Genomic DNA, 25,014 nt, shown 5'->3' with positions numbered 1-25,014 from the left:
CCATGACCGACACCACACCTGCCACCACCCGGCCGACCGGGACGCAGCCCGCCGAGGCGCAGCCTGCCGAGACGCCGGCCGCGGTGGTGCCGCTGCCGGTCACCGCGGTGACCTGCCTGGAGGACCGCGCCCACGTCGAGCGGACGGCCACCGTCGAGCTGGCCGCCGGCGTCCGGCGGCTGCGCCTCGGCCCGATCTCCGCGCTCGCCGTCGACCGCACCCTGCGGGCCGAGGCGACCGGCGGCACCGCCCGGGTGCTGGACGCCCGGGTCGTCCGCACCTGGACGCCGCGCGCTCCGCTGCCGCCCACCGACCGGGACTCCGAGCTGCGCCGCCGGGTGCACGCCCTGGAGGAGCAGCAGCGGGCCGAGACCCGCGCCCGGGAGCGGCTGGAGGCCCGGCTGGCGCTGCTCTCCCAGCTCGCCGCCGACCTGCTGCGGGAGGTCGGCGAGGGCGCCGGCCGCGGCGAGCTGGAGCCGGCCCGCTGGACCCGCGAGCTGGACCGGATCGACTCCGAGCGCGAGACGCACGGGGAGCGGCTGCGCGCCTCCCGGGCCCGGCTGGAGACGCTCGGCGAGGAGCTGGCCGCCGCACGGCGGGCGCTGGACACCGGCGAGGTGGAGCCGCCTGAGCTGCTGGCGCACGTCGAGGTGACGGTGGAGGCGGACGAGGCGGGCCCGGCGAAGCTGCTGGTGGGCCATCTGACGCCGTGCGCGCTGTGGCGTCCGGCGTACCGGGCGACGCTGTCCGGCGAGCGGCTGCTGCTGGAGACCGGGGCCGTGGTGTGGCAGCGCACCGGCGAGGACTGGTCGGGGGTGCGGCTGACCTTCTCGACCGCCCGTTCGGCGCTGGCCTCCGAGCCGCCGCGGCTGACCGAGGACTCGCTGAGCCTGCGCGAACGCACCTCCGAGGAGCGCCGCACGGTCGAGGTGGAGCTGCGCGAGGAGGAGATCGGCAGCACCGGGCCGTCCGCCGACGGCCTGCCGGGCGTCGACGACGGCGGCGAGGTGCGGGTGCTGCGGGCGCCGTCGCCGGCCTCGGTGCCGTCCGACGGGCGGGCGCACCGCATTCCGCTGTCCTCCTTCGACACCGCTGCGGGCAGCGAGTTCGGCTCGGCGCCGGAGCTGTCGCCGCTGGTCACCCGGGTGGTGCGGTTCCGCAACGACGCGGGCCATGCCCTGCTGGCGGGCCCGGTGGAGCTGGTGCAGGGCAGCGGTTTCACCGGCCGGGGCGAGCTGCGATTCACCGCGCCGGGAGCGCCGGCGGAGCTGGCGTTCGGCAGTTCGGACGCCTACCGGGTGGTCCGGGAGACCGAGGAGAGCCGCGGCTCGGCCGGGATCACCCAGCGCACCGTGGTCACCCGCACCGTCCGGGTGCACCTGTCGCGGTTCTCCGGGCCGGAGGACGTCGACGAGCAGGTGGTGGCGGTGCGCGAGCGCATCCCGGTCTCCGAGGTGTCCTCGGTGGAGGTGAAGCTGCGCAAGGAGGCGTGCTCGCCGCCGCCGGACGAGCTGGACGCCGAGGGCATCGTCCGGTGGGACGTGCCGATGCCTCCGGGCTCCCGGCGCACCCTCACCCTGGTGTACGAGGTGTCGGCCGCTTCCAAGGTGGCCGGGCTGTGAGCCCGTTTTAGCCGGATGTTCTAGCCGGATTTGGACCGTCAACTCCGGTAGAAATGACCCATGATCTACCATCTCGCCCCGCTGGACGACTGGCTGCGTGACCCGGGGCGGCCGTACGCGGCCGCCTCGCTGCTCACCGACGGCTTCATCCACTGCTCGCCCGACGAGCAGACGGTGCTGGCCGTCGCGAACCTGTTCTTCGCCGACACGCCGGACCCGCTGATGGCCCTGCTGATCGAGGAGAAGCTGGTCGAGCCGATGGTGAAGTGGGAAGCGCCCTCCGGCCCGCCGCCGGAGGGCGCCACGCCGGGCGTGCTGTTCCCGCACATCTACGGCCGGCTGAACCGGACGGCCGTGATCGGCCTGGAGAAGCTCGAACGCGGCGAGGACGGCCGCTGGGCCCGGCTGCTCCCCTGGAGCTGATCCCGGGCCGCCCGGAGGGCCGGGAGCGCCCCGTCCCGGGGCCGCCCGGAGGGCCGGGGCGGGCGTCCGGCCCGGCGCCGGCTCAGAGCCAGCCGCGCTCGCGGGCCGCCATGCCCGCCTGGAAGCGGGTGGTGGCGCCGAGCTGGCGCATGAGGCTCTGCAGCCGGCGCTGGGTGGTGCGGGCGCTCCAGCCGAGCGAGCGGGCGATGGACTCGTCGGTGAGGCCGGCGGCCAGCAGGCCGAGCAGCTTGCGGTGGTCGGCCTCGGGCCCCTGGTCGTTCTCACCGTCGCCGATCGCCGCCTGCAGCGGCACGGCCCGCTCCCACTCGGCCTCGAACAGCGCGTCCAGGGCCTGCAGCAGCGCCGAGGGGTGGATGACGTAGGCGGCGTCCAGCACGCTGTCGCCGACGGTGATCGGGATGATCGCCATCTTGTCGTCCGACATCATCATCTTCATCGGCAGGGCGGGGCGGACACGGGCCTCCTCGCCGTCCTCGACGCCGATGAGGATCTCCTTCTCCAGCCGGCCCGGCCAGGCCACCGCGTCCTTGTCGTACACGGTGCGGAAGCGCACGCCGGCCTTGAGCTTGGCGCGCTGCCGGGGCATCTGCGCCACCGGGTCCTGGATGTAGGGCGGGCAGTCGAAGCCGCGCACCTGGTACTGGGTGCTGTCGACGAGGTGCTCCAGCCGCTGGGCGATCGCCTCGCCGCCGGTGAGCACCTCGACCGAGTGCGCCGGGTCGGTGTAGCGGGAGGCCTCGCGGAAGGCGTCCATCAGCCGGTGCATCTCGGCGCGGGCGCTGCGCAGCTCCGCCTCGCGGTGGCCGATCAGGGTGCCGATGGCAACGTCGGGGGCGACCGCGAGGTAGCGCTCGCGGTCCACCGGGGCCCGGGTGGCCATGCCCTGCTCGGCCAACCTGTCGAGGGCGTCCTGGCTCTGTTGCAGTGTCAGGTCGCACTGCCCGGCCAGCTCCTCGGCGGTGGACTGCGGCGAGACCACCAGGGCCGCGTACACCTGTCCGTCCGGCCGTCCGAGGCCGAGCGCTCCGAATGCGTTGAGCACGCCGCTCCTTCCCCCATGCGGCCAGTGGCCCCGTGGCGCAGTTCCGCCACACGTCGAGCCGCTGTCCGGTGGCCATCCTGCGCCACAGATCCACATCATGACAAGGCGGTGCGTCGAGGTTCACACGCGGACCCCGTCGAAGAGGCGGAAGGCCTCCCCGCCGAACGGCGGGGAGGCCTTCGAATCGAAGGTCGGTTACAGACCGACCTCGCGCATCAGCTGTCCGACCTCCGGGTTGGTCAGCCGCCGCAGCCAGCCCGACTTCTGGTCGCCGAGCGCGATCGGGCCGAAGTGGGTGCGCACCAGCTTCTCCACCGGGAAGCCGACCTCGGAGAGCATCCGGCGGACGATGTGCTTGCGGCCCTCGTGCAGGGTCACCTCGACCAGGTAGTTCTTGCCGACGTTGGAGACCACCTTGAAGGAGTCGGCCCGGGCCCAGCCGTCCTCCAGCTCCACGCCCTTGGCGAGCTGCTTGCCGAGGTCGCGCGGGATCGGGCCCTGGATGGCGGCCAGGTAGGTCTTGGTGACGCCGTACTTCGGGTGGGTGAGGCGGTGGGCCAGCTCGCCGTGGTTGGTGAGCAGGATGATGCCCTCGGTCTCGGTGTCGAGGCGGCCGACGTGGAAGAGCCTGGTCTCCCGGTTGGTCACGTAGTCGCCGAGGCACTGGCGGCCGTCCGGGTCCTCCATGGTGGAGACCACGCCGGCCGGCTTGTTCAGCGCGAAGAACAGGTACGACTGGGTCGCCACGGTCAGGCCGTCGACCTTGATCTCGTCGTGCTCGGGGTCGACCCGCTTGCCCTGCTCGGTGACGCGCTTGCCGTTGACCTCGACGCGGCCCTGCTCGATGAGCTCCTCGCAGGCGCGGCGGCTGCCCATGCCGGCCCGCGCCAGCACCTTCTGCAGGCGCTCGCCCTCGGGCTCGCCGAAGGTCTTCGGGGTCTTCACGGCCGGCTTGTCGTGCCGGGCGAGCACCGCGTCCTCGATCTTGGCCTGCAGTTCGCGGGAGCGCTGCGGCTGGCGGCGCGGGTCGCCCGGGGCGCCCTGGCCCTCGCGGCGCGGCTTCGGCGCGGGGCCGGGGCGGCGCGAGGCGTAGCTGCCGCGGCCGGGGGTGGCGTTGGGGCCGCCGCCGTACTCGGGGCGGTCGTAGCGGCGCTCCTCGGGGCGGAGCGGGCGGTCCGGGTACCGGCGGTCGTCACGACGGTCGTCGCGGCGGTCGTCGCGGCGCCCGCCCTGGGAGGACGAGCCGCCCCGGCCGCCGGAGGAGCCGTACGACGAACCGCCGCGGGAGCCCCCGTACGACGAACCGCCGCCGTAGGACGACCCGCCGCGCGAGCCGCCGCCGCTCCGGCCCCCGCCCTGTCCGCCGCGTCCCTGGCCTCCCCGGCCCTGGCCGCTGCTGTTGTTCCTGCCGTTGCCACTGCTGCGCATCAAAATGTCCGTACGTCGTGTCCGTCGTGGGAGTGCGTGTCGTGCCGGCCGACCTCACCGCCCCCTCACCGATCGGACGCGGACCGTCAGGCGCTGTCGCCGTCGGCTCCGCGGGCGGCCGCCACCGCCTCCGTGATCATCGTGCCCTCGAGGGACTCCGCTTCCACGTCGTCGACCTCGGGCAGGAAGGGGGCGAGCTCTGGCAGCTCGTCCAGGCCTCGCAGCCCCGTCCGTTCCAGGAAGTAGTTCGTCGTCCGATACAGGATCGCACCTGTTTCGGGCTCGGAGCCGGCCTCTTCCACCAGTCCTCGCTGTACCAGGGTACGCATCACGCCGTCACAGTTCACACCGCGTACCGCGGAGACCCTGCTGCGCGACACCGGCTGCCGGTACGCGACCACCGCGAGCGTCTCCAGCGCGGCCTGGGTGAGCCGGGCCTGCTGGCCGTCCAGGACGAAGCGGTCGACGGCCGGTGCGCAGTCGGCGCGGGTGTAGAAGCGCCAGCCGCCGGCGACCAGGCGCAGGTCGAAGCCGCGGCCCTGGTCGGTGTACTCGGCGGCGAGCTCGCGCAGGGCGGCGCCGACGGCCGCGCGGGGGCGCTCCAGGACGGCGGCGAGGTGGGCCTCGGTGGCCGGCTCGTCGACCACCATGAGGATCGCCTCCAGGGCGGCCCGCAGCGGCACCTCGGGCTCGTCGGGCTCGGGCTCCGGTTCCGGCTCGGGGAGCGGCAGCGGCGCCGGGTCGGGCATCGGCTCCGGCTCGGAGGTGTCCCCGGCGGGGGCCGCCGCGGGGGCGTCGGGGCTGCCGGGGGCCGCGGGCGCGGGGATGTGCGGCACCGGGTCCGCGACGACCACCTGCCCCGCGGACGCCTGCTCCTGCTCCTGCTCCGCGGCGGGCGCGGGCTCCGGTACGAGGGCCTGCTCCGCCGGGGGCCCGGGCTCCGGCGCGTACACCGGCTCCAGCCACTCGTCGGGGCGGGCCTGGCCGGGGAGGCCGAGGGTGCGCCGGGTGGGGCGCGGCTGCTCACCGTTCACTGCGGTTCTCCGTCCTTGCCGCGACCGTCGCCGTCCTCGCCGGGCGGGCGGTCGAACTCGTCGGTCACCTCGACCCGCAGGTCGGAGTCGGCGACCCAGTGCACCAGCAGTTCCCCGAGGGCGTCCGGCTGCTCGAAGTCGAGAACCTTCTCCCGGTAGAGCTCCAGCAGCGCCAGGAAGCGGGCGACCACCACCAGCGTGTTCTCGGCGTCGTCCACCAGCCTGCCGAAGGTGGCGCTGCCGAGCGCGGCGAGCCGGTCGACGACGACCCCGGCCTGCTCGCGGACGCTGACCGGCGGGGTGTGGATGTGCTCGACGTAGACCACGGGCCTCGGCTTGGGCGCCATGGCACGGGCGGCCAGCCGGGCGAGGCCCTCGGGGCCGACGGTGATGACCACCTCGGGCAGCAGCAGGGCGTGGTGCGGCTCCAGCCCGACCGTGCGGGGGCGCTGCTTCAGCTCGGCGGCCCAGCGCTCGGCGAACAGGGCGGCCGCCTGCTTGTAGGCGCGGTACTGCAGCAGGCGGGCGAACAGCAGGTCGCGGGCCTCCAGGAGGGCGAGGTCCTCCTCGTCCTCGACCTCGGCGGCGGGCAGCAGCCGGGCCGCCTTGAGGTCGAGCAGGGTGGCCGCGACGACCAGGAACTCGGTCGCCGCGTCGAGGTCCCAGTCGGGGCCCATCGCCCGGATGTGCGCCACGAACTCGTCGGTGACCTTGGAGAGCGCGACCTCGGTGACGTCCAGGCGGTGCTTGGCGATCAGGTTGAGCAGCAGGTCGAACGGGCCCTCGAAGTTGTCCAGCCGCACCAGGAACCCGCCGCGCTCGGCAGCGGCTGCGGCCTCGGGCGGCGCTCCGGCGTCGGCCGGGGCGCCGGCGGGGGCCGGGGCTGCAGGGGCGGCGGCCGGCACGGGGGGCTCGGGCGCACTCGTCATGACCGGACCATCTTCACCCGGATCCGGTGCGTCCGGTGCCCCGGGCGCCCGACACGCCCGTGCCGGCCGCAGGGCGCCGTCGGCCGGCGCGGGCGGGCCGGGGGGCCGGGCTGCGCCCGGCGGGCCCGTCAGGGGCCCTGGGGGCCGCTCAGCGGCCGCGCAGCCGCCGGACCAGGATGCTCGCCTCGCCGCGCTGCTCGAGGTCGGCCAGGACCACGGAGATGGCCTCCCGGACGACGCGGCCGCGGTCGACCGCGAGTCCGTGTTCGCCGCGCAGGACGAGGCGGGCGTGCTCGAGGTCCATCAGCTCCTCGGCGGAGACGTAGACCGTGATCTTCTCGTCGTGCCGTTCCCGGCCGGAGGGGCGGCGCGCGGCGCGGCCGCGCGGCCGGGGCCGGCGGGCGGCGTCGGCCTGCTCCTCGGCGGCGGCGTGCCGGCGCGCGGCCTCGGCGGCCGCCTGCTGCTGGGCGGCCTCGGCGCCGGCGGGGGCCGCTTCGCCGTCCGCTGCGGGCTGTTCGGCGGGCCGGGCGGTCTCCGGTCTGGGCGCCTCGGCCGGCCCCAGCGAGGGCGACAGGGCCATCCCCCCGGTGGTCCGGAACAGCTCGTCGGCTCCCGGGAGACTCACTCGGCGGGGCGGCACCGGTCGAGCACCTCCCTGGCGAGCTGGCGGTAGGCGGCGGCGCCGACCGAGTTGGTCGCGTACGTGGTGATCGGCTCGCCGGCCACGGTGGTCTCCGGGAACCTGACGGTCCGTCCGATGACGGTGTGGAAGACGTGGTCCCCGAACGCCTCGACGACCCGGGCCAGCACCTCGCGGCTGTGCACGGTGCGGGAGTCGTACATGGTGGCGAGGATGCCGTCCAGGCGGAGCTCGGGGTTGAGCCGCTCGCAGACCTTCTCGATGGTCTCGGTGAGCAGCGCGACGCCGCGCAGGGCGAAGAACTCGCACTCCAGCGGGACGATGACGCTGTGAGCCGCCGTCAGGGCGTTGACGGTGAGCAGGCCGAGCGAGGGCTGGCAGTCGATGATGACGTAGTCGTAGTCGGGCAGCAGCGGCTTGAGGGCCCGGGCGAGTGCGGACTCGCGGGCGACCTCGCTGACCAGCTGCACCTCGGCGGCCGACAGGTCGATGTTGGAGGGCAGCAGGTCCATGCCGGGGACGGCGGTCTTCAGCAGCACCTCATCGGCCGTCAGGCCCCGCTCCATGAGCAGGTTGTAGACGGTGACGTCGAGCTCCATCGGGTTCACCCCGAGGCCGACGGAGAGGGCACCCTGCGGGTCGAAGTCCACCAGCAGCACCCGGCGGCCGTACTCGGCCAGCGCGGCACCCAGGTTGATGGTCGACGTGGTCTTGCCGACGCCGCCCTTCTGGTTGCACATGGCGATGATCTGCGCGGGGCCGTGCTCGGCCACCGGCGCGGGGATCGGGAAGTACGGCAGCGGACGGCCGGTCGGGCCGACCCGCTCGCGGCGCTGCCGGGCGGCGTCGGGGGCCAGGGTGGCGGCGTACTCCGGGTCCGGCTCGTACTCGGCGTCCGGGTCGTCGTAGGGGCCGTACGCGAGGTCGGCGTAGGCCAGGCCGTACGCGCCGAGCTCGGCGTCGAAGTCCGCGCCCGCCACGGCGCTGCTCTGGCGGGCCTCGAAGGTGCGGACCGCGACCGAGCCGACCTCCGCCGTGCCCACCGTCGCCTGCCGCGCGTACTCGTCGTTCGGCTGTCCGGTGGCGAGCTCCGCCAGTCCTGGCTGACCACCCCCGGGAGCAAATGTCGACTCATTCACAAGTCGTCTTACCTCCTTGGGCTTCCAGGACTCTATGTCGATACGTCAGCGTGGCAGCTTGCCGACGGTTTGCGACTCTAGGCCGTTCCAGGCGTTCGCAGCAACACAATCCACGGTAGTGGGCATGATGTGTCGGCTCCCGGACCGCGCGCTGTCAAGGCTTGCGAGGGCCCGGAACCCTCACGATTCCGGGGTGGTCGCGCCCCGCGGCGGCGTCACCCGGGGTGACCGGGTCCGCAGGGCGGGTGACACGTCGCACATGAATTGACATCAGCTGTCCACCGGCTGGTCACCCGTCTGCGGGGCCCACCGCTCCCGACCTGCGGGTCCGTCGCGGGCCGCCTGCGCGCGGGCACGCCGAAGCCCCCGGCCCGGGGGGAGAGGGCCGGGGGCGTTCGGCGGGTGCCGGAGCGTCAGGCGAGGACGCTGTCCAGGGACACGGCCTCCAGGTCGAAGGCGTCGGCGACGGCCTTGTAGGTGATCTGGCCCTCGTGCACGTTCAGGCCCTTGGCCAGGGCCGCGTCACGGCGCAGCGCCTCCTTCCAACCGCGGTTGGCCAGCTCGACGATGTACGGCAGCGTCGCGTTGGTCAGCGCGTAGGTGGAGGTGTTCGGGACGGCGCCCGGCATGTTGGCCACGCAGTAGAAGACCGAGTTGTGGACCTGGAAGGTCGGCTCGGCGTGCGTGGTCGGACGGGAGTCCTCGAAGCAGCCGCCCTGGTCGATGGCGATGTCGACGAGCACGGAGCCCGGCTTCATGCGGGAGACCAGCTCGTTGGTGACGAGCTTCGGGGCCTTGGCGCCCGGGATCAGCACGGCGCCGATCACCAGGTCGGCCTCGATGACGGCCTTCTCCAGCTCGAAGGAGTTGGAGGCGATGGCCTTCACCTTGGTGCCGAAGATGCGGTCGGCCTCGCGCAGCTTGTTGATGTCGCGGTCGAGCAGGGTGACCTCGTAGCCCATGCCGATGGCGATGGTCGCCGCGTGCCAGCCCGAGACGCCGCCGCCGATGACGACGCACTTGGCCGGGTGGGTGCCGGGGACGCCGCCGGGGAGCACGCCGCGGCCGCCGGCCGGGCGCATCAGGTGGTAGGAGCCGACCTGCGGGGCCAGCCGGCCCGCGACCTCGGACATCGGGGCGAGCAGCGGGAGGGCGCCGTTGGCGAGCTGCACGGTCTCGTAGGCGATCGCGGTGGTGCCGGAGGCCACCAGGGCCTCGGTGCCGGCGCGGTCGGCCGCCAGGTGCAGGTAGGTGAAGAGGGTCTGGCCCTTGCGGAGGCGGTGGTACTCCTCGGCGATGGGCTCCTTGACCTTCAGCAGGAGGTCCGCGGTCGCCCACACCTCGTCTGCCGTGGGGAGGATGGTGGCGCCGGCGGCCACGTACTCCTCGTTGGGGATCGAGGAGCCGACACCGGCGTTGTCCTCGATGAAGACCTCGTGTCCGTTGCGGACCAGCTCATGCACGCCGGCAGGCGTGATGGCCACGCGGTACTCGTGGTTCTTGACCTCGCGGGGGATGCCGACCTTCACGGCTAAACACGTCCCTCTTGCCTGGGGGTCCCGGCCGGGGAAAGACCGGCGGGCGGCGCGCACGGGGAAGTCCTCCGGGGAACGCCGGGGCACGTATCGCTGCGCGACTGGTGTCGAGTGTAATGAAGCCCAGCGCTTCCGTCAGCCTTCCAAAGTGAATAAATAAGCTGGACTCATTGGCAGGTTCGTAGGCTTGCACCTCGTTCTCGTGGCCAAAGGCCAACGACTGCCGCATATCAGACACTACTCCGCAATAGGGTGATTCCACTCCGCTGCGAGCTGCCGCTGGAGGCGGTCCAGGGCCCCGCCGACCAGTGCCGCACCGCGCTCGTCGCCGAGCCGCCGGAGCATCCCGAGCGCCGCCCGGTACTCACGCAGCGCCTCCTCGAAGCGGCGCTGCGCGATGTGTGCCTCGGCCACCCGGGCGAGCAGCCGGGCCTCGGCCGCGGCGTCGCCGGACTGCTGGCGCAGGGCCAGCGCGCGGCCGTACGAATCTCCGGCGCGCACCGCGTCCCCGAGCGCCCGGTAGCACCCCGCCGCGCTCTCCAGCGCGCGGGCGCAGCCCGCCTCGTCGCCCGCCGCCCGGGCCCGGTCGAGGGCTGCCCGGTACCGCTCCGCGGCCTGTTCCCAGCGGCCGGCGGCGGCCTGCAGGTCGCCCAGGTTCAGCAGTGCGGCCGCGGCGCGCCGGGCCGCGCCACCGCGTTCGGCGACCTCCAGCACGAGCTCGTGCAGCCGGTGCAGGTCGGCGGGTGCGGTGCCGGGCGCCAGCGGCAGGGCGCGCAGCAGGGCGGTCACCAGCCGGCCGGCCGAGCCGTCCAGGTCGCCCTGGCCGATGGCGTCGCCGACGGCGGTGAGCAGCTGGTCGCGCTCCTCGTCCAGCCAGCCGGCGGCCTGGGCGGCGGTGCGCAGCCGCAGCGGGCCCGGCAGCGGGTCGGGCACGGGGCCGGCGCCGGGCGCCAGCAGGGCCTGCGCGGAGTCGACCAGGCGGACGAGCCGTTCCAGCAGGCGGGCGCGGCCGAGTTCGGTCTCCGAGGGGCGGTCGGCCTCGTCGCGGAGTTCGACGAGGCGGGGGTACAGCCAGCCGGGCACCCGGTAGCGGGGGGTGCCGTCGTCGGCCGGGACCTCGACGGACAGCAGTTCCCGCTCGGCGAGGTCGGCGAGCAGGCCGGCCGCCTCCGGGGCCGGGCGGCCCACCAGGGCGGAGGCGGTGCGCAGGTCGGCGAGCTGCGCGGGGGCCAGGGTGAGCATGCGCAGCATCCGGGACTGCGCGGGGCTCAGCGTGCGGTAGAGGAGTTCGAAGGCGCCGCCCAGCGGGTCGCCCTCCGGCACCGGGACGGGGGCGTCGTCCGCCTGCGGGGGGCGGGCCTCCGCGGCCGGGGCGTCCTTCCCCTCGGTACGGCGCCGGGCGGGCCGGGCGGCGCGGGCCGGCCGCTCCGCGGGGGCGTTCTGGTCGGTGCCGGCGGCGGGGCGGCCGGTGGCGGCGGCGAGTTCGGCGGCCGCGTCGGTGACGGCCGCCCCGGCGTTGGCGCGCAGCCGGACGGCGGTGAGCCGCAGGGCCGCCGGGCGGCAGGCGCAGGCTTCGGCGAGGTCGGCGGCGCCGACCGGGTCGCAGCTGATCCGCGTGCCGCCGACCAGGTCGCCGAGGAGGGTCACGGCGGAGGCCTGGTCGAGTCCGCCGAGGATGACCGGGTCGACGTCCTCGATGCCGGTGAGCGGCCCGGCGGTGACGGCGAGCAGCAGGGTGCCGGGGCCGGCCCCCAGCAGGGGCCGCAGCTGGGCCGCGTCCCGGACGTCGTCGAGCAGCAGCAGCACGCTGCGGTCGGCGAGGGCCTCGCGCAGTGCGGTGCAGGCCGGGTCCTCGGCGTCCGGTGCGGCGGGCGGCAGCAGGCCGGGCGGGACGGCGTCGAGCTGCTCCAGCAGCCGGCGGGCGGTGCGGCCCGGCGGGACGCGGGTGCCGTCCGGCGCGGAGAGCCGGGCGTGGAGGACGCCGTCCGGGTACTGGCCGGCGACCGAACGGGCGTACCGGAGGGCGAGGGCCGTCCGGCCGGAGCCGGGGCGGCCGGCGAGGACGACCAGTCGGGCGGTGGTGGTGCCGGTGGCGCGGGCCGCGGCGGCGAGGGCGGCGAGTTCGGTGCGGCGCCCGGCGAAGGCGGCCGGGCCGGCGGGCAGGCGGCCTTCCGCGGGTCCGGCCGTTCCGGGGCCGGCCGACCGCTCGTCGATGGTCGCCGTCTTCCTCGCCACCCGTGCCCACTTCCGTCGGTCGCCCCGCACCGGGGCCGGTACAGGCCCCTGCGCGAAGCGTAGTTCCGCCACCGGCCCCCGCCGAGAGACACCCGCCCCACCCGCCCCCGGATCACCCCCGCGGGCCAACCCTCCGGGACGCAGGGTGACCCCCGAGGGGCATGGGGAACTGCGCAATACGGAAGCGGGTCACCGTACGGACCAGGGCCGGCCCCGTCGGCCGCGAGCACCGCCTCTGGGTCGCGCAGTTCCCCGCGCCCCTGGTGGTTCATCCCGCCGGCTGTGAGCACCGCTCCCGGATTGCGCAGTTCCCCGCGCCCCCGAGGGGTCGACCCGTCCCGGGTGGGTTCCTAGTCCTGGCGGAAGGGGCGGGCGGGCCAGGGGGAGTCGGCGGGGCGGAGGGCGTCCAGGCCGGGGCCGGTGAGGGCGGCGTGGAGGGCGAGGGTGCCGGTGATCAGGGTGGGGTTGTGGAGTTCACCGGCGAGGACCAGGCGGATGAGCTCCTCCAGCGGCACCCGGGCGGTCTCGATCTCCAGTTCCTCGCCGTGGGCGGCGTAGCGGTCCCCCTCGGCCTCGGAGAGGTCGGTGGCGAGGAAGAGGCGCAGGGCCTCGTCGGTGCCGCCGGGCGAGGTGTAGAAGTCGACGAGCACCCGCCACTCGCCGGCCTTGCAGTGCGCCTCCTCGAAGAGCTCCCGCTGGGCGGCGTGCAGCGGGTTCTCGCCGGGCACGTCCAGCAGGCCCGCGGGCAGCTCCCACAGCCGCTGGCGGACCGGGTGGCGGTACTGCCGCAGGATCAGGACGCGCTGCTGGTCGTCGACGGCCAGGACGGAGACCGAGCCCGGGTGGGTCTGGTAGTCGCGGCGGGCCCAGGTGCCGTCCGGCATCTGCACCTCCTCGGTGCGGACTCCGGTGACCCGGCCCTTGAAGGGCGTCTCGCCCGCGCGGACGGGCCACTGCTCGGCGGCGTCCCTGATCTGCTGCTGAAAGTCCATCGCACTCCCCTTTTCGTCAGTATGACACAATCTAACCCGGCGCACCCTCAGCCTGCGGCCACATTCGTCCGCGAACAGCCGGACGGCGGCCGTGCGGGGGAATCCGCACGACCGCCGTCCGGTCACCGAGAGGACACCGGGGGTGTCCGCCGCGTCACTGCGCCTCGGTCTTGATCTTGATGGCCGCGGCGACCAGGCCCGCGAACAGCGGGTGCGGGCGGGTCGGGCGGGACTTCAGCTCCGGGTGCGCCTGGGTGGCGACCAGGTAGGGGTGCACCTCGCGCGGGTACTCGACGTACTCGACGAGGTCGCCCTTCGGGGAGAGGCCGGAGAACTGCAGGCCGGTCTTCTCGAGGTCGGCGCGGTAGGCGTTGTTGACCTCGTAGCGGTGGCGGTGGCGCTCCTCGACGTACTGCTCGCCGCCGTAGACCTCGCGGACGATCGAGCCCTCGGCGAGCTTCGCCGGGTAGAGGCCCAGGCGCATGGTGCCGCCCAGGTCGCCCTTGCCGTCGACGATGGCGAGCTGCTCGGCCATCGTCGAGATGACCGGGTACTTGGCGGCCGCGTCGAACTCGGTCGAGTTCGCATCGGGCAGGCCGGCCAGGTTCCGGGCGGCCTCGATCACGACGCACTGCAGGCCCAGGCACAGGCCCAGCAGCGGGATCCTGTTCTCGCGGCCGTAGGTGATGGCGGCGACCTTGCCGTCCACGCCGCGGTCGCCGAAGCCGCCGGGGATGCAGATCGCGTCCACGTCGCCCAGGTGCTCCTGTGCGCCCTCCGGCGTCAGGCAGTCGTCCGAGGTGACCCACTTGATCTCGACGCGGGCGTTGTTGGCGAAGCCGCCGGCGCGCAGCGCCTCGGTCACCGACAGGTAGGCGTCGGGCAGGTCGATGTACTTGCCGACCAGGGCGACCTTGACGATGTGCTGCGGCTCGTGGACGCGGCGCAGCAGGTCGTCCCAGGTGGTCCAGTCGACGTCGCGGAACGGCAGGTCGAGGCGGCGCACCACGTAGGCGTCCAGGCCCTCGCCGTGCAGCACCTTCGGGATGTCGTAGATCGACTTGGCGTCGATGGCCGCGACCACGGCCTCCTCGTCGACGTCGCACATCAGCGAGATCTTGCGCTTGATGGCCTGCGGGACCTCGCGGTCGGCGCGCAGCACGATCGCGTCGGGCTGGATGCCGATGTTGCGCAGTGCGGCGACGGAGTGCTGGGTCGGCTTGGTCTTCAGCTCGCCCGAGGGGCCGATGTACGGCAGCAGGGAGACGTGCACGAAGAAGACGTTGTCCCGGCCGACCTCGTGGCGGACCTGGCGGACGGCCTCCAGGAACGGCAGCGACTCGATGTCGCCGACGGTGCCGCCGACCTCGGTGATGACGACGTCGACGTCCTCGGTCGCCATCCGGCGGATCCGGGACTTGATCTCGTTGGTGATGTGCGGGATGACCTGGACGGTGTCGCCCAGGTACTCGCCGCGGCGCTCCTTGGCGATGACCGTCGAGTACACCTGGCCGGTGGTGACGTTCGCCGAGCCGTGCAGGTTGGTGTCCAGGAACCGCTCGTAGTGGCCGATGTCGAGGTCGGTCTCGGCGCCGTCGTCGGTGACGAAGACCTCGCCGTGCTGGAACGGGTTCATGGTGCCCGGGTCCACGTTGAGGTACGGGTCGAGCTTCTGCATCGTCACGCGCAGGCCGCGCGCCTTGAGCAGCGCGCCGAGGCTGGAGGCGGTGAGGCCCTTGCCGAGCGAGGAGGCGACACCCCCGGTGACGAAGAGGTGCTTGGTCGTCACGGCGCGGCCGGCGGCCGACTTACCGGAATGGGGCTGTGCCAAGAGGGGGCTCCCGTGGGTCGCGGTGTCGAGGGTGACTCCCGGTGGCCGGACCTCCCGCTCGTCCGCGCGCCGACGTATCTGCACGCCGGGGCTCCGGCGGGGTCGTCGAATCGGCGGATCGGGGGTGGCCCTCAGCTGTGTGCTGCCCACCAGTCCACGGGATACCAGGGTATCAGCGCACCGGGCGGGACGCGGTCCGGGCCGGTGCGGCGCGCCTGCGCGGGGCCCTGCGACCGCGGTGGAAGGATCAGCTCCGGATGGCTCGGACGGATCACCGGTGATCACCCGGGCGGGTCAGCCCGCCTGGTCAGTTCGGTGCGAGTACGCCAAAGGGCCACCCCTGCGCGTGCCTCCGGGCCTGCTCCGGACGTATTCTTCTCGGACGCATCGCCGACAGCAGAGCACGCGGAGGGCGAGGGGGTCCGGTCGACTCCGCTCGGTCCCGGTGCGCGACCCGGAGGCCCCCCGTCCCACCCCGGCGCCCGGCCCACGGCCAGGGGCCCATCGGCCCCGTCCGGGCACTCCACGAGCCTCCCGCCACCCCAACGGACCTCGCGAGTGCCCCGGCCCCAGGCCCTCCGGCGGGCGGCTCCGGCCCTGCCGTGCCCGCCGTCGACGCAGCCACATCGCGAACTGGAGACCCACGTGGCCGGCCGTATCGAGGACTACGCACTCATCGGGGACATGCAGACCGCCGCCCTGGTCAGCAGGGACGGGGCGGTCGACTGGCTGTGCCTGCCCCGCTTCGACTCGCCGGCCGTCTTCGCCGGCCTGCTGGGCACCGACGAGCACGGCTTCTGGCGGATCGGGCCCGCCGAGGCGGTGGAGGGCGCACCGGCCCCCGCCGAGCACCTGGACCACACCTTCCACGCCGACCACTCGGTCGCCGCCGGCCAGGACACCGGCGAGCTGCGGCTCCCGCCGGCCACCGCCGCCGCCCCCGCGCTGCCCGCCGACCGCCGCACCTACCGCGGCGAATCGCTGATCCTCGAACAGGAGTGGGACACCCAGGGCGGCACCGTCCGGGTGATCGACTTCATGCCGCCCCGCCACCTGCTCGGCACCCCGGACGTCCCCCAGATGATCCGCATCGTCGAGGGCGTCGCCGGCCGCGTCCGGATGCGCTCCGCGGTGCGGATGCGGTTCAGCTACGGCAAGGTCGTGCCCTGGGTCCACCGGATGGAGCAGCCCGACGGCGGCCACCGCACCGTCGCCGTCGCCGGCCCCGACTCGGTCTGGCTGGACGGCGAGGCCGAGACGTACGGCCGCGACCTCACCACCTACGCCGACTTCACCGTCACCGCCGGCGAGCGGATCGCCTTCGCGCTCACCTGGCAGGCCTCGCACCTGCCCGCGCCGACCCCGCCCGACGCGGAGGGCGCGCTGGAGGCCACCGAGCGGTTCTGGCAGGAGTGGGTCGGCCACTGCACCCACCAGGGCCCCTACCGGGAGGCCGTGGTCCGCTCCCTGATCACCCTCAAGGCGCTCACCTACGCCCCCACCGGCGGCATCGTCGCCGCCCCCACCACCTCGCTGCCCGAGGACATCGGCGGCGAACGCAACTGGGACTACCGCTACACCTGGCTGCGCGACGCCGCGATCACCCTCTCCTCGCTGCTGCGCACCGGCTACCGCGAGGAGGCCCGCGCCTGGCGCGAGTGGCTGCTGCGCGCCGTCGCCGGCGACCCGGAGAACCTGCAGATCATGTACGGCATCGCCGGCGAGCGCGAGCTCACCGAGTCCACCCTGGACTGGCTGCCCGGCTACGAGGGCTCACTGCCCGTCCGGGTCGGCAACGGCGCCGCCGGCCAGCTGCAGCTCGACGTCTACGGCGAGGTGGTCGAGGCCCTGCACCTGGCCCACATGACCGGCCTGGTCCGCAACGACCACGCCCACCAGCTGCAGCTCAAGCTCATCAGCTACCTGGAGAAGCACTGGCGCGAGCCGGACGAGGGCATCTGGGAGGTCCGCGGGCCGCGCCGGCACTTCGTGCACTCCAAGGTGATGGCCTGGGTCGCCGTCGACCGCACCATCCGGCTGCTGGAGGACACCGGCACCGAGGGCCCGCTGGAGCGGTGGAAGGCGCTGCGCGAGGAGATCCACGCCGACGTCTGCGAGAGGGGCTACGACGAGGAGCGCAACACCTTCACCCAGTACTACGGCGGCCGCGAGCTCGACGCCTCCCTGCTGCTCATCCCGCAGGTCGGTTTCCTCCCCGCCGACGACAAGCGGGTGATCGGCACCATCGAGGCCATCCAGCGCGAACTGTCCACCGAGGACGGCTTCGTGCTCCGCTACCCGACCCACGACGCCGAGGGCGACAACGTCGACGGTCTCTCCGGCCACGAGGGCGCCTTCCTCGCCTGCTCCTTCTGGCTGGCCGACGACCTGGCGATGATCGGCCGGGTCTCCGAGGCCCGCGAACTGTTCGACCGGCTGCTCGCGCTGCGCAACGACGTCGGCCTGCTCGCCGAGGAGTGGGACCCGCGCGCCAAGCGCCAGGTCGGGAACTTCCCGCAGGCGTTCAGCCACGTGCCGCTGATCGACACCGCGCTGCGCCTCACCGCCTGCGGCGGCGCGTACGGCGCCGGCCAGCCGGAGCAGCACCGGCTCTGAGACGCCCGACGGCGGAGCCGCCGCGGCCAGGTGCCGCGGCGGCTCCGCCGTTGTGTCCTGCTTGCGGTCGAACGTCAGCCGCGCTGGACGAGCTCGTCGTAGGTGGACAGCACCTGGGCGACCGTGGCCGCCTCGTCCGGCCAGGTCAGCTGCTGCTGGCGGCCGGCCTCGGCCAGCGCGGCGGCCCGCTCCGGGTCGGCCAGCAGCGACCGGACGGCCCCGGCGAGGGCCGCGGCGTCGCCGTACGGGACCAGCACGGCCGCGTCGCCGACCAGCTCGGGGATGCCGCCGACCGCGGTGGACACCACCGGCACGCCCGCCCGCATCGCCTCCTGCACCACCAGGGAGCGGGCCTCCCAGCGGCTGCAGACCACCACCGCGTCGGCGGCTGCCAGCAGGTCGGGCACGTCGGTGCGGTAGCCGGTCAGCTTCACCGGCAGGCCGTCGGCGGCCACCCGCTCGCGCAGCGCCGGGCCGTCCGGGCCGTCACCGGCGATCACCACCAGCGGCTCGAGGTCGCCGAGCCGGGCGGAGGCGTCCAGCAGCAGGCCGAAGGACTTCTGCGGCACCAGCCGGCCGATGGCGAGCACCACGGGCCGCCCGGGCTCGTCCTTGCCGCCGAACAGCGCGGCGCGGGCCGCGTCCCGGTCGAGGGTCGCCGGCGGCAGCGGCGGGGCCGCGATCGGGCCGAGCCGGGCGTCGGTGGCGCCGAGCTCGCGGGCCCGGGCGACCAGGTCGGAGGAGGCGCCGAGCACCAGGTCGGCGGCGCGGGCCACCCGCCGCTCCATCAGCCGCTGCAGGCGGCGGTCCAGCCCGGTGGCCAGCATGGCGTGGTGCGAGGTCACCACCAGCGGGGTCTCCGGGCGCAGCCCGGGGAAGCGGCCGGCGGTGCGCAGCGCGAGGTCGGCGAGCAGGCCGGCCCGCAGGCCGTGCGCGTGCACCACGTCGGCGCCGGTGAAGGCGCGGCGCAGTTCGCCGATCGCGGCGGCGTCGCTGCGGGCGCCGGCGGTCGGGGTGATGTCCACGGGGTGGAACCGGGCGCCGGTGCGGGAGAAGCCGAAGCGGGTGTCCGCGCTCTCCGGGGCGCAGACCGTGACGGTCACCCCGTGTGCGACCAACCCCTGGGCGAGCGAGCGCACATGGGCGCCGATGCCTCCGGTGCCGGCCGACAGGACGAGCACCACGCGCAGCTGGCCCGGTTCTTCCTGGGCCGCTGCAGCGGCCCTTGCGGCGGAATGGTCCACGTCGTCTCGCTCCGACTCGTTCAGGTGACGAGCACCGTTGCCGAACCCCCTGCCCCGGCCCGGTCGGCCGACAGCTGTCCCCGCCCGCCGGTGGGCGGGGAAGGGCGGGTCCCGCGGACGGTCCTCGGGACTGGAAAGCCATTGTCCAGCCGCCACCATGCCAGGTCGGGCCGGGTCTTGGACAGTCGGCGCCGTGTGCTGGCGCGTCGGGGCCGCTCCCCGGGAGGGGGAGCGGCCCGCGAGTGGCCTACCGTCAGCGGCCGCGCGGCGCGCGGGCCGCGGCGAGCAGCTCCTCGGCGTGCGCCCGGCCGAGCTCGGAGTCCTCCAGGCCGGCGAGCATCCGGGAGAGCTCGCGGACCCGCTCCTCGTCGGTCAGCGCCTTGACGCCGCTTCGGGTGACGGTGCCGTCGTTGGTCTTCTCCACCACCAGGTGCCGGTCGGCGAACGCGGCGACCTGCGGCAGATGGGTGACCACCACGACCTGTGCGGACTCGGCGAGCTTGGCGAGGCGGCGGCCGATCTCCACCGCGGCCTTGCCGCCGACGCCGGCGTCGACCTCGTCGAAGAGGTAGGTGGGCACCGGGTCGGCGCCCGCGAACACCACCTCGACCGCGAGCATCACCCGGGACAGCTCACCGCCCGAGGCGCCCTTGGCGATCGGCCGCGGCTGCGCACCGGGGTGCGGGGCGAGCAGCACCTCGACCTCGTCCACGCCGTGCGCGCCGTACGCGACGGTGCGCTCGCCGACCTCGATGCCGGACGGGTCGTCGACCTGGGTGATGGAGAAGCTCACCCGGGCGTGCGGCATGGCGAGTTCGGCGAGTTCGGCGGAGACGGCGGCGGCGAAGCGGTCGGCGGCGGCGTGCCGGGCGGCCGACACCTCGGCCGCGAGCTCCGCCAACTCGGCCCGCAGCTCGGTCTCCTGGGCGCCGAGCTCGTCGATCCGCTCGTCGTCGCCGTCGAGTTCGGCGAGCCGCAGCGCGCCGGCCCCGGCCCACTCCAGCACCTCGGCGAGGGTGCCCTCCGGGCCCGCGTACTTGCGCAGCAGCTGCGTGAGGACGGCCCGGCGGTCCTCCACCGCGGCGAGCCGGACGGGGTCGGCGTCCAGGTCGTCCGCGTAACCGGCGAGGTCGCCGGCGACGTCGGCCAGCAGGTAGCCGACCTCGTTGAGGCGGTCGGCGAGGGCGGCGAGCCGCTCGTCGTGGTGGCGGACGGCGTCCAGGGCGCGGCGGGCCTGGGCGACCAGGGTGCCCGCGTCGACCGCGTCCGGGTCGGCCGGGTCGCCGGCCAGGGCGGCGTGCGCCAGCGTGGCCGCCGAGGAGAGCGCGTCGGCGTGGCCGAGCCGCTCGGCCTCGGCGGAGAGCTCGGCGTCCTCGCCGGCGACCGGCTCGGCGGCGGCGACCTCCTCCAGGCCGAAGCGCAGCAGGTCGGCCTCCTGGGCGCGTTCGCGGGCCCGGGTGGTCAACTCCTCCAGGGTGGCCGACACCTCGCGCAGCCGCCGGTAGACCTCGCGGTAGCGGGCCAGCGGCTCGGCGACGGCCTCGCCCGCGTACCGGTCGAGCGCGCCGCGCTGCCGGGAGGGGCGCAGCAGGCGCTGCTGGTCGGTCTGGCCGTGGACGGCCACCAGGTCCTCGCCGAGCTCGGCCAGCAGGCCCACCGGCACGGCACGACCGCCGACGTGGGCGCGCGAGCGGCCCTCGGCGGAGACCGTGCGGCTGATGAGCAGTTCGCCGTCGTCCAGTTCGGCGCCCGCCTCGACGGCGCGGGCCACCACCGGGGAGCCCTCGGGCAGGCTGAGCCGGCCCTCGACCACGGCCCGGTCCGAGCCGTTGCGCACCAGCGCCGGGTCGGCGCGCCCGCCGAGCAGCAGGCCGAGGCTGGTCACCACCATGGTCTTGCCCGCGCCGGTCTCGCCCGTCACGGCCGTGAACCCCGGTGCCAGTTCGACCACGGCGTCATCGATGACGCCCAGATCCCGTATCCGCATCTCGTCCAACACGGTGACGACCTTACGAGGTCCCACCGTCGATGCGCGACGAGCCCGGCCCCCACGGCCACAAGTTCATCCCTTCCGGGCCGGTTCGGCCGGTTGCCCGCCCGCTCGCGTCAGCGACCCTTCGGCTCGGGGCTGGGCGGGCCCGTCCGCGGTCAGGCCGCGGGCCCTTCGGGGACGGTGCACCAGCGCAGGAAGAACTGGGCGAGCGGGCCGATGGCCAGTGCGTAGGCGATCGTGCCGGCGCCGAAAGTGCCGCCGAGGAGAATGCCGGCGGTGAGGACGGTCAGCTCGATGCCGGTGCGGATCAGCCGCAGCGAGCGGCCGGTGCGCCGGTGCAGGCCGGTCATCAGGCCGTCGCGGGGGCCGGGCCCGAGCCGGGCGCCGATGTAGAGGCCGGTGGCGAGGCCGTTGAGGACGATGCCGAAGACCAGCAGCGCGATCCTGGCGGGCAGGGCACCGGGGCCGTCGACCAGCCGCAGGGTGACGTCCATGGCGGCGCCGAGCACCAGCACGTTGCCGACCGTGCCGACGCCCGGCTTCTGCCGCAGCGGCACCCACAGCAGCAGGACGCAGGCGCCGACCACGGTGACCCAGGTACCCACGCTGAGGCCGAAGTGGCGGGCGAGGCCCTGGTGGAAGACGTCCCACGGGTTGCCGCCGAGGGAGGCCCGCAGCATCAGCCCCATGCTCACGCCGTACAGCACCAGGCCGGTCGCCAGCTGGGTGAGGCGGCGGCCGAGCCGGGCCCGGGTGCGGGCGGGCGGCGGGGCGGTGGGGGCGGCGGTCGTGGCGGCCATCGGGACTCCCTTGCGGTGATGCGCGGACTGGCGCCATCATGGGCGGTCCGCAGGGCCGCATCCAGGTCCAATTCGAATCAGGTGGACTGGTAATCCGATGTCCGAGTGGCACACCACGATCACCCCGCCCGCCTTCGCCCGCCTGCTGCGGTCCGCCCGGCTCCCGGCGGACCCGGGCCGCCGCTCGGCCTACCGCACCCTCGCCGGGCAGGTCCGCGCCCTGGTCGCCGACGGCCGCCTCCCGGTGGGCACCCGGCTGCCCGCCGAACGCGAACTCGCCGCCGAACTCGCCCTCAGCCGCACCACCGTCGCCACCGCCTACGAGGCCCTGCGCGCCGACGGCTACCTGCGCAGCCGCCGCGGCGCCGGCAGCTGGACGGTCCTCCCCGAGGGCACCCGGCCGCCCGCCGACGCCCTGCAGCCCGTGCCGCCGGACGAACGCGACAGCATCATCGACCTCGGCGTGGCCGCGCTGCCCGCCCCGCAGCCCTACCTCGGCCGGGCCGCCGCCCGTGCGCTGGAACAGCTGCCCGCGTACGCCGCCGGGCACGGCCACTACCCCACCGGCGTGCCCGTCCTGCGCGAGGCGGTCGCCCGCCGCTTCACCGCCCGCGGCCTGCCCACCACCCCCGACCAGATCCTCGTCACCACCGGCGCCATGGGAGCCCTGCACATCGCCCAGCGCGCCCTGCTGACCCGCGGCGACCGGGTCGCCGTGGAGGCCCCCAGCTACGCGCACACCCTGCAGCTGCTGCGCCGCGGCGGCGCCCGCCTGGTCCCCGTGCCGTTCGCCGACCGGGCAGGCCGCGGCGCCGTACCGCAGTGGGACTTGCGCGAATGGCGGCGCGCCCTGCGCGAGGCCGCGCCCAGGGCCGCCTACGTCGTACCGGACTTCCACAACCCGACGGGCGCCCTCGTCCCCGAGGAGCAGCGCCGCGCCCTGCTCGCCGCCGCCCGCGCCGCCGACACCGTGCTGCTGGTCGACGAGACCACCGCCGAACTCGGCTGGGGCGTCGACGACTCGGCCCTGCCCCGGCCCACCGCCGCGCTCGACCGCGCCGCCAGGGTGCTGACCGTCGGCTCGGCCGGCAAGCTCCTCTGGGGCGGTCTGCGGATCGGCTGGCTGCGCGCCGCGCCCGCCCTGGTCCGCCAGTTGGCCGCCGACCGGGTCTTCAGCGACGTCGGCACCGCCGTCCTCGACCAGCTGATCGCCGCCGAGATGCTCACCGAGGAGCTGGACGCCGTCCGCGCCCACCGGCTGGACCGGCTGCGGGCCAGCGCCGAGGCACTCGCCGCCGAACTCCGACAGCGGCTCCCCCACTGGGAGTTCACCCTGCCGCCGGGCGGACTCGCGCTGTGGCTGTCCACCGCCGGCACCTCCGGGACGGCCCTCGCCCGGGCCGGCGAACGGGTCGGCGTACGGCTCGCCGCCGGCGCCCGGTTCGGCGTGGACGGCGCGTTCGAGGACTACCTGCGCATCCCCCTCACCGTGCCGCCCGCCGCCGCCCCGGCCGCCGTCGAACGCCTCGCGGAGGCCGCCGACCGGGCCGGGCGCACCGCCCGGGCCAACGGCGGCGACACCCAGCCGCTCGCCGTCTGACCCGTCGTCGGCCGACCGATCGTCAACCCGCCCGCGGTCCCGTACGGTTGCGGACGGTCAGTGGTGGTTGCCCGCCCGGCCGCGCCAACCTGTCACCGGCAACGCGAACTTGGCCACCAGCCGGTCGGTGAACGGCGCCCGGTGCAGCCGGGCGAGCCGCACCGGCGTCTTCCCCTTGCGCACCTCCACCCGCGCCCCGGCCGGGAGTTCGACCGAACGCCGGCCGTCCAGCCACAGCACCCCGTGCGGGGTCTTCGGCTGCACCTCCACCGCCAGCACCGACTCCGGCGAGGTCACCAGCGGACGCGCGAACAGCGCATGCGCACTGATCGGCACCATCAGCAGCGCCGCGACCTCCGGCCACACCACCGGGCCGCCGCCGGAGAACGCGTACGCGGTCGACCCGGTCGGCGTCGCACACACCACCCCGTCGCAGCCGAAGTTGGACACCGGCCGGCCGTCGACCTCGGTCACGACCTCCAGCATCCGCTCCCGCGCCGCCTTCTCGATCGACGCCTCGTTCAGCGCCCAGTCCTCGTGCACCACATCGCCGTTGGTGCGCACCAGGACGTCGATCGTCATCCGCTCCTCGACCTCGTAGTCCGCGTCGACCACCCGCTCGACCACGACCGCCAGGTCGTCCCGCTCCGCCTCGGCCAGGAAGCCGACCCGCCCCAGGTTGATCCCGAGCATCGGCAGCCCCGACTCGCGGGCGAGCTCCGCCCCGCGCAGCAGCGTGCCGTCCCCGCCCGCGACCAGGATCAGCTCGCAGCCGTCCGCGGCCCCGTGCCCGCCGGGCACCCGCTCGACCCCCTCCGGCAGGTCGAGGCCGACCGCCTCGGACGCCAGCAGCCGGATTCTGATCCCCGCCTTCAGCAGGCCGTGCACCAGCCCCTCCACGCTGCGCAGCGCCGCCTCGCGGCCGGTGTGCGCGATCAGGAAGACCGTACGTTCCTCGCTCATGCCCGCTGCCCTCTCCCTCAACGCCTGCCGGATCGTCGTCGACCCGAACGGCCGCCACCACGCTGCGGTGGCGGCAGGACGTCCGCCAAGCACCCTATCGGGGGCCCTCGGCGACGGCCCGGTCCGCCTCTGACGGGTCCAGCTGCGGCGCGTCCCGGCGCAACCACAGGAAGTACTCCACATTGCCGGACGGCCCCGGCAGCGGGCTCGCGGTGACCGCCCGCACACCCAGCCCGAGCTGCCACGCCTGCCCCGCGACCTGACGGATCGTCTCCGCCCGCAGCTCCGGACTGCGCACCACACCGCCGCTGCCGAGCCGGTCCTTGCCGATCTCGAACTGCGGCTTGACCATCATCACGAGGTCCGCGTCCGGCGCGCAGCAGCCCGCCAGGGCCGGCAGCACCAGGCCCAGCGAGATGAACGACAGGTCGCCGACCACCAGGTCCACCGGCGTGCCGCCGATCAGGTCGGGGGTGAGCTCGCGGACGTTGGTGCGGTCCATCACGGTGACCCGCTCGTCGCTCTGCAGCGACCAGGCCAGCTGCCCGTAGCCGACGTCCACCGCCAGCACGTGGGCCGCCCCGGCGCGCAGCAGGACGTCGGTGAAGCCGCCGGTGGAGGCGCCGGCGTCCAGCGCCCGGCGACCGGCGACCACCAGTCCCTGCGGCACGAACGCAGCGAACGCCCCCGCCAGCTTGTGGCCGCCGCGCGACACGTAGTCCGGGTCGCTGTCGTCCTTCGCCACCACGACCGCCGCCGAGGTCTCCACCTGGGTCGCCGACTTGGTCGCCGTGGTGCCGCCCACCGTCACCCGGCCTGCCGCGATCAGCTCGCTCGCGTGCTCCCGCGACCGGGCCAGCTTGCGGCGCACCAGCTCCGCGTCGAGTCGGCGTCGTGCCACTGCCACTGCTGTTCCATCTCCTACGT

Annotated in this window: 18 protein-coding genes and 2 pseudogenes; 5 read left to right on the top strand and 15 right to left on the bottom strand. The window is 74.9% G+C overall.

What is annotated here, in order from left to right; genetic code table 11:
- Nucleotides 1-2 precede the first annotated feature (2 nt).
- A complete protein-coding gene (locus ACQ614_RS26250; RefSeq protein WP_431681150.1) occupies nucleotides 3-1,622 on the top strand; it encodes a mucoidy inhibitor MuiA family protein in 1,620 nt (539 codons plus the stop codon).
- 60 nt (nucleotides 1,623-1,682) lie between these two features.
- Complete coding sequence (locus ACQ614_RS26245) at nucleotides 1,683-2,045, top strand: DUF952 domain-containing protein (RefSeq protein ID WP_431681148.1); 363 nt, start codon at nucleotides 1,683-1,685, stop codon at nucleotides 2,043-2,045.
- 82 nt (nucleotides 2,046-2,127) lie between these two features.
- Here ACQ614_RS26245 and ACQ614_RS26240 read toward each other — a convergent pair whose 3' ends face one another.
- The 10 genes from ACQ614_RS26240 to ACQ614_RS26195 all read right to left on the bottom strand — a co-directional run bounded on the left by ACQ614_RS26240 (nucleotide 2,128) and on the right by ACQ614_RS26195 (nucleotide 14,871).
- Nucleotides 2,128-3,108, bottom strand: a complete 981-nt coding sequence (locus ACQ614_RS26240; protein WP_431681147.1) for a helix-turn-helix domain-containing protein — start codon at nucleotides 3,106-3,108, stop codon at nucleotides 2,128-2,130.
- Nucleotides 3,109-3,303: 195 nt separating this feature from the next.
- A complete protein-coding gene (locus tag ACQ614_RS26235) occupies nucleotides 3,304-4,536 on the bottom strand; it encodes a pseudouridine synthase (protein ID WP_431681146.1) in 1,233 nt (410 codons plus the stop codon).
- Between the two features lie 86 nt (nucleotides 4,537-4,622).
- Nucleotides 4,623-5,285 carry an SMC-Scp complex subunit ScpB gene (scpB, locus tag ACQ614_RS26230; protein ID WP_431684031.1) on the bottom strand — a complete coding sequence of 221 codons (663 nt, stop codon included), beginning with the start codon at nucleotides 5,283-5,285 and terminating at the stop codon, nucleotides 4,623-4,625.
- Nucleotides 5,286-5,566: 281 nt separating this feature from the next.
- Nucleotides 5,567-6,499 (bottom strand): segregation and condensation protein A, encoded by a 933-nt coding sequence (locus ACQ614_RS26225; RefSeq protein ID WP_431681144.1) that lies wholly within the window; start codon nucleotides 6,497-6,499, stop codon nucleotides 5,567-5,569.
- Nucleotides 6,500-6,647: 148 nt separating this feature from the next.
- The gene (locus tag ACQ614_RS26220) at nucleotides 6,648-7,079 is read right to left on the bottom strand and encodes a hypothetical protein (protein ID WP_431681143.1); all 432 of its coding nucleotides are present in this window, start codon (nucleotides 7,077-7,079) and stop codon (nucleotides 6,648-6,650) included.
- Nucleotides 7,080-7,120: 41 nt separating this feature from the next.
- Nucleotides 7,121-8,182, bottom strand: a complete 1,062-nt coding sequence (locus ACQ614_RS26215; protein ID WP_431684030.1) for a ParA family protein — start codon at nucleotides 8,180-8,182, stop codon at nucleotides 7,121-7,123.
- Between the two features lie 509 nt (nucleotides 8,183-8,691).
- Nucleotides 8,692-9,807 (bottom strand): alanine dehydrogenase, encoded by a 1,116-nt coding sequence (gene ald / locus ACQ614_RS26210; RefSeq protein WP_431681142.1) that lies wholly within the window; start codon nucleotides 9,805-9,807, stop codon nucleotides 8,692-8,694.
- Between the two features lie 243 nt (nucleotides 9,808-10,050).
- The gene (locus ACQ614_RS26205; RefSeq protein ID WP_431681141.1) at nucleotides 10,051-12,048 is read right to left on the bottom strand and encodes an AAA family ATPase; all 1,998 of its coding nucleotides are present in this window, start codon (nucleotides 12,046-12,048) and stop codon (nucleotides 10,051-10,053) included.
- 350 nt (nucleotides 12,049-12,398) lie between these two features.
- Entirely contained in the window at nucleotides 12,399-13,040 is a 642-nt protein-coding gene (locus ACQ614_RS26200; protein WP_431681139.1) for an NUDIX domain-containing protein, read from the bottom strand.
- Between the two features lie 154 nt (nucleotides 13,041-13,194).
- Nucleotides 13,195-14,871 (bottom strand): CTP synthase, encoded by a 1,677-nt coding sequence (locus tag ACQ614_RS26195; RefSeq protein WP_431681138.1) that lies wholly within the window; start codon nucleotides 14,869-14,871, stop codon nucleotides 13,195-13,197.
- A 645-nt stretch (nucleotides 14,872-15,516) separates the two neighbouring features.
- Between ACQ614_RS26195 and ACQ614_RS26190 the strand changes: the two are divergent.
- Together ACQ614_RS26190 and ACQ614_RS26185 are read left to right on the top strand one after the other, a co-directional pair.
- Nucleotides 15,517-15,720, top strand: a pseudogene (locus tag ACQ614_RS26190) (trehalase-like domain-containing protein); the annotation flags it as partial.
- 102 nt (nucleotides 15,721-15,822) lie between these two features.
- Nucleotides 15,823-17,487 (top strand): annotated as a pseudogene (locus tag ACQ614_RS26185) (glycoside hydrolase family 15 protein); the annotation flags it as partial.
- 74 nt (nucleotides 17,488-17,561) lie between these two features.
- Here ACQ614_RS26185 and ACQ614_RS26180 read toward each other — a convergent pair.
- From ACQ614_RS26180 to ACQ614_RS26170, 3 genes are all read right to left on the bottom strand, one after another.
- A complete protein-coding gene (locus tag ACQ614_RS26180) occupies nucleotides 17,562-18,731 on the bottom strand; it encodes a glycosyltransferase family 4 protein (RefSeq protein WP_431681137.1) in 1,170 nt (389 codons plus the stop codon).
- A 253-nt stretch (nucleotides 18,732-18,984) separates the two neighbouring features.
- Nucleotides 18,985-20,718, bottom strand: a complete 1,734-nt coding sequence (recN, locus tag ACQ614_RS26175; RefSeq protein ID WP_431684029.1) for a DNA repair protein RecN — start codon at nucleotides 20,716-20,718, stop codon at nucleotides 18,985-18,987.
- Nucleotides 20,719-20,879: 161 nt separating this feature from the next.
- Nucleotides 20,880-21,524, bottom strand: coding sequence for a YczE/YyaS/YitT family protein (locus tag ACQ614_RS26170; protein WP_431681135.1), 645 nt, complete (start codon nucleotides 21,522-21,524; stop codon nucleotides 20,880-20,882).
- Between the two features lie 97 nt (nucleotides 21,525-21,621).
- On the opposite strand from ACQ614_RS26170, the gene ACQ614_RS26165 reads away from it, so the two are divergent.
- The gene (locus tag ACQ614_RS26165; protein ID WP_431681134.1) at nucleotides 21,622-23,124 is read left to right on the top strand and encodes a PLP-dependent aminotransferase family protein; all 1,503 of its coding nucleotides are present in this window, start codon (nucleotides 21,622-21,624) and stop codon (nucleotides 23,122-23,124) included.
- A gap of 57 nt (nucleotides 23,125-23,181) precedes the next feature.
- Here ACQ614_RS26165 and ACQ614_RS26160 read toward each other — a convergent pair whose 3' ends face one another.
- Together ACQ614_RS26160 and ACQ614_RS26155 are read right to left on the bottom strand one after the other, a co-directional pair.
- Nucleotides 23,182-24,087: an NAD kinase gene (locus ACQ614_RS26160; protein WP_363498637.1), complete on the bottom strand. Its 906-nt coding sequence runs from the start codon at nucleotides 24,085-24,087 to the stop codon at nucleotides 23,182-23,184.
- A gap of 94 nt (nucleotides 24,088-24,181) precedes the next feature.
- The gene (locus ACQ614_RS26155) at nucleotides 24,182-24,988 is read right to left on the bottom strand and encodes a TlyA family RNA methyltransferase (protein ID WP_431684028.1); all 807 of its coding nucleotides are present in this window, start codon (nucleotides 24,986-24,988) and stop codon (nucleotides 24,182-24,184) included.
- Nucleotides 24,989-25,014 lie beyond the last annotated feature (26 nt).

This window comes from Kitasatospora dryopteridis (assembly GCF_050749075.1).
Classification (GTDB): Bacteria; Actinomycetota; Actinomycetes; order Streptomycetales; family Streptomycetaceae; genus Kitasatospora.
The sequence above is the reverse complement of the archived record's forward strand: the minus strand, read 5'-3'. Positions and strand labels throughout refer to the sequence as shown.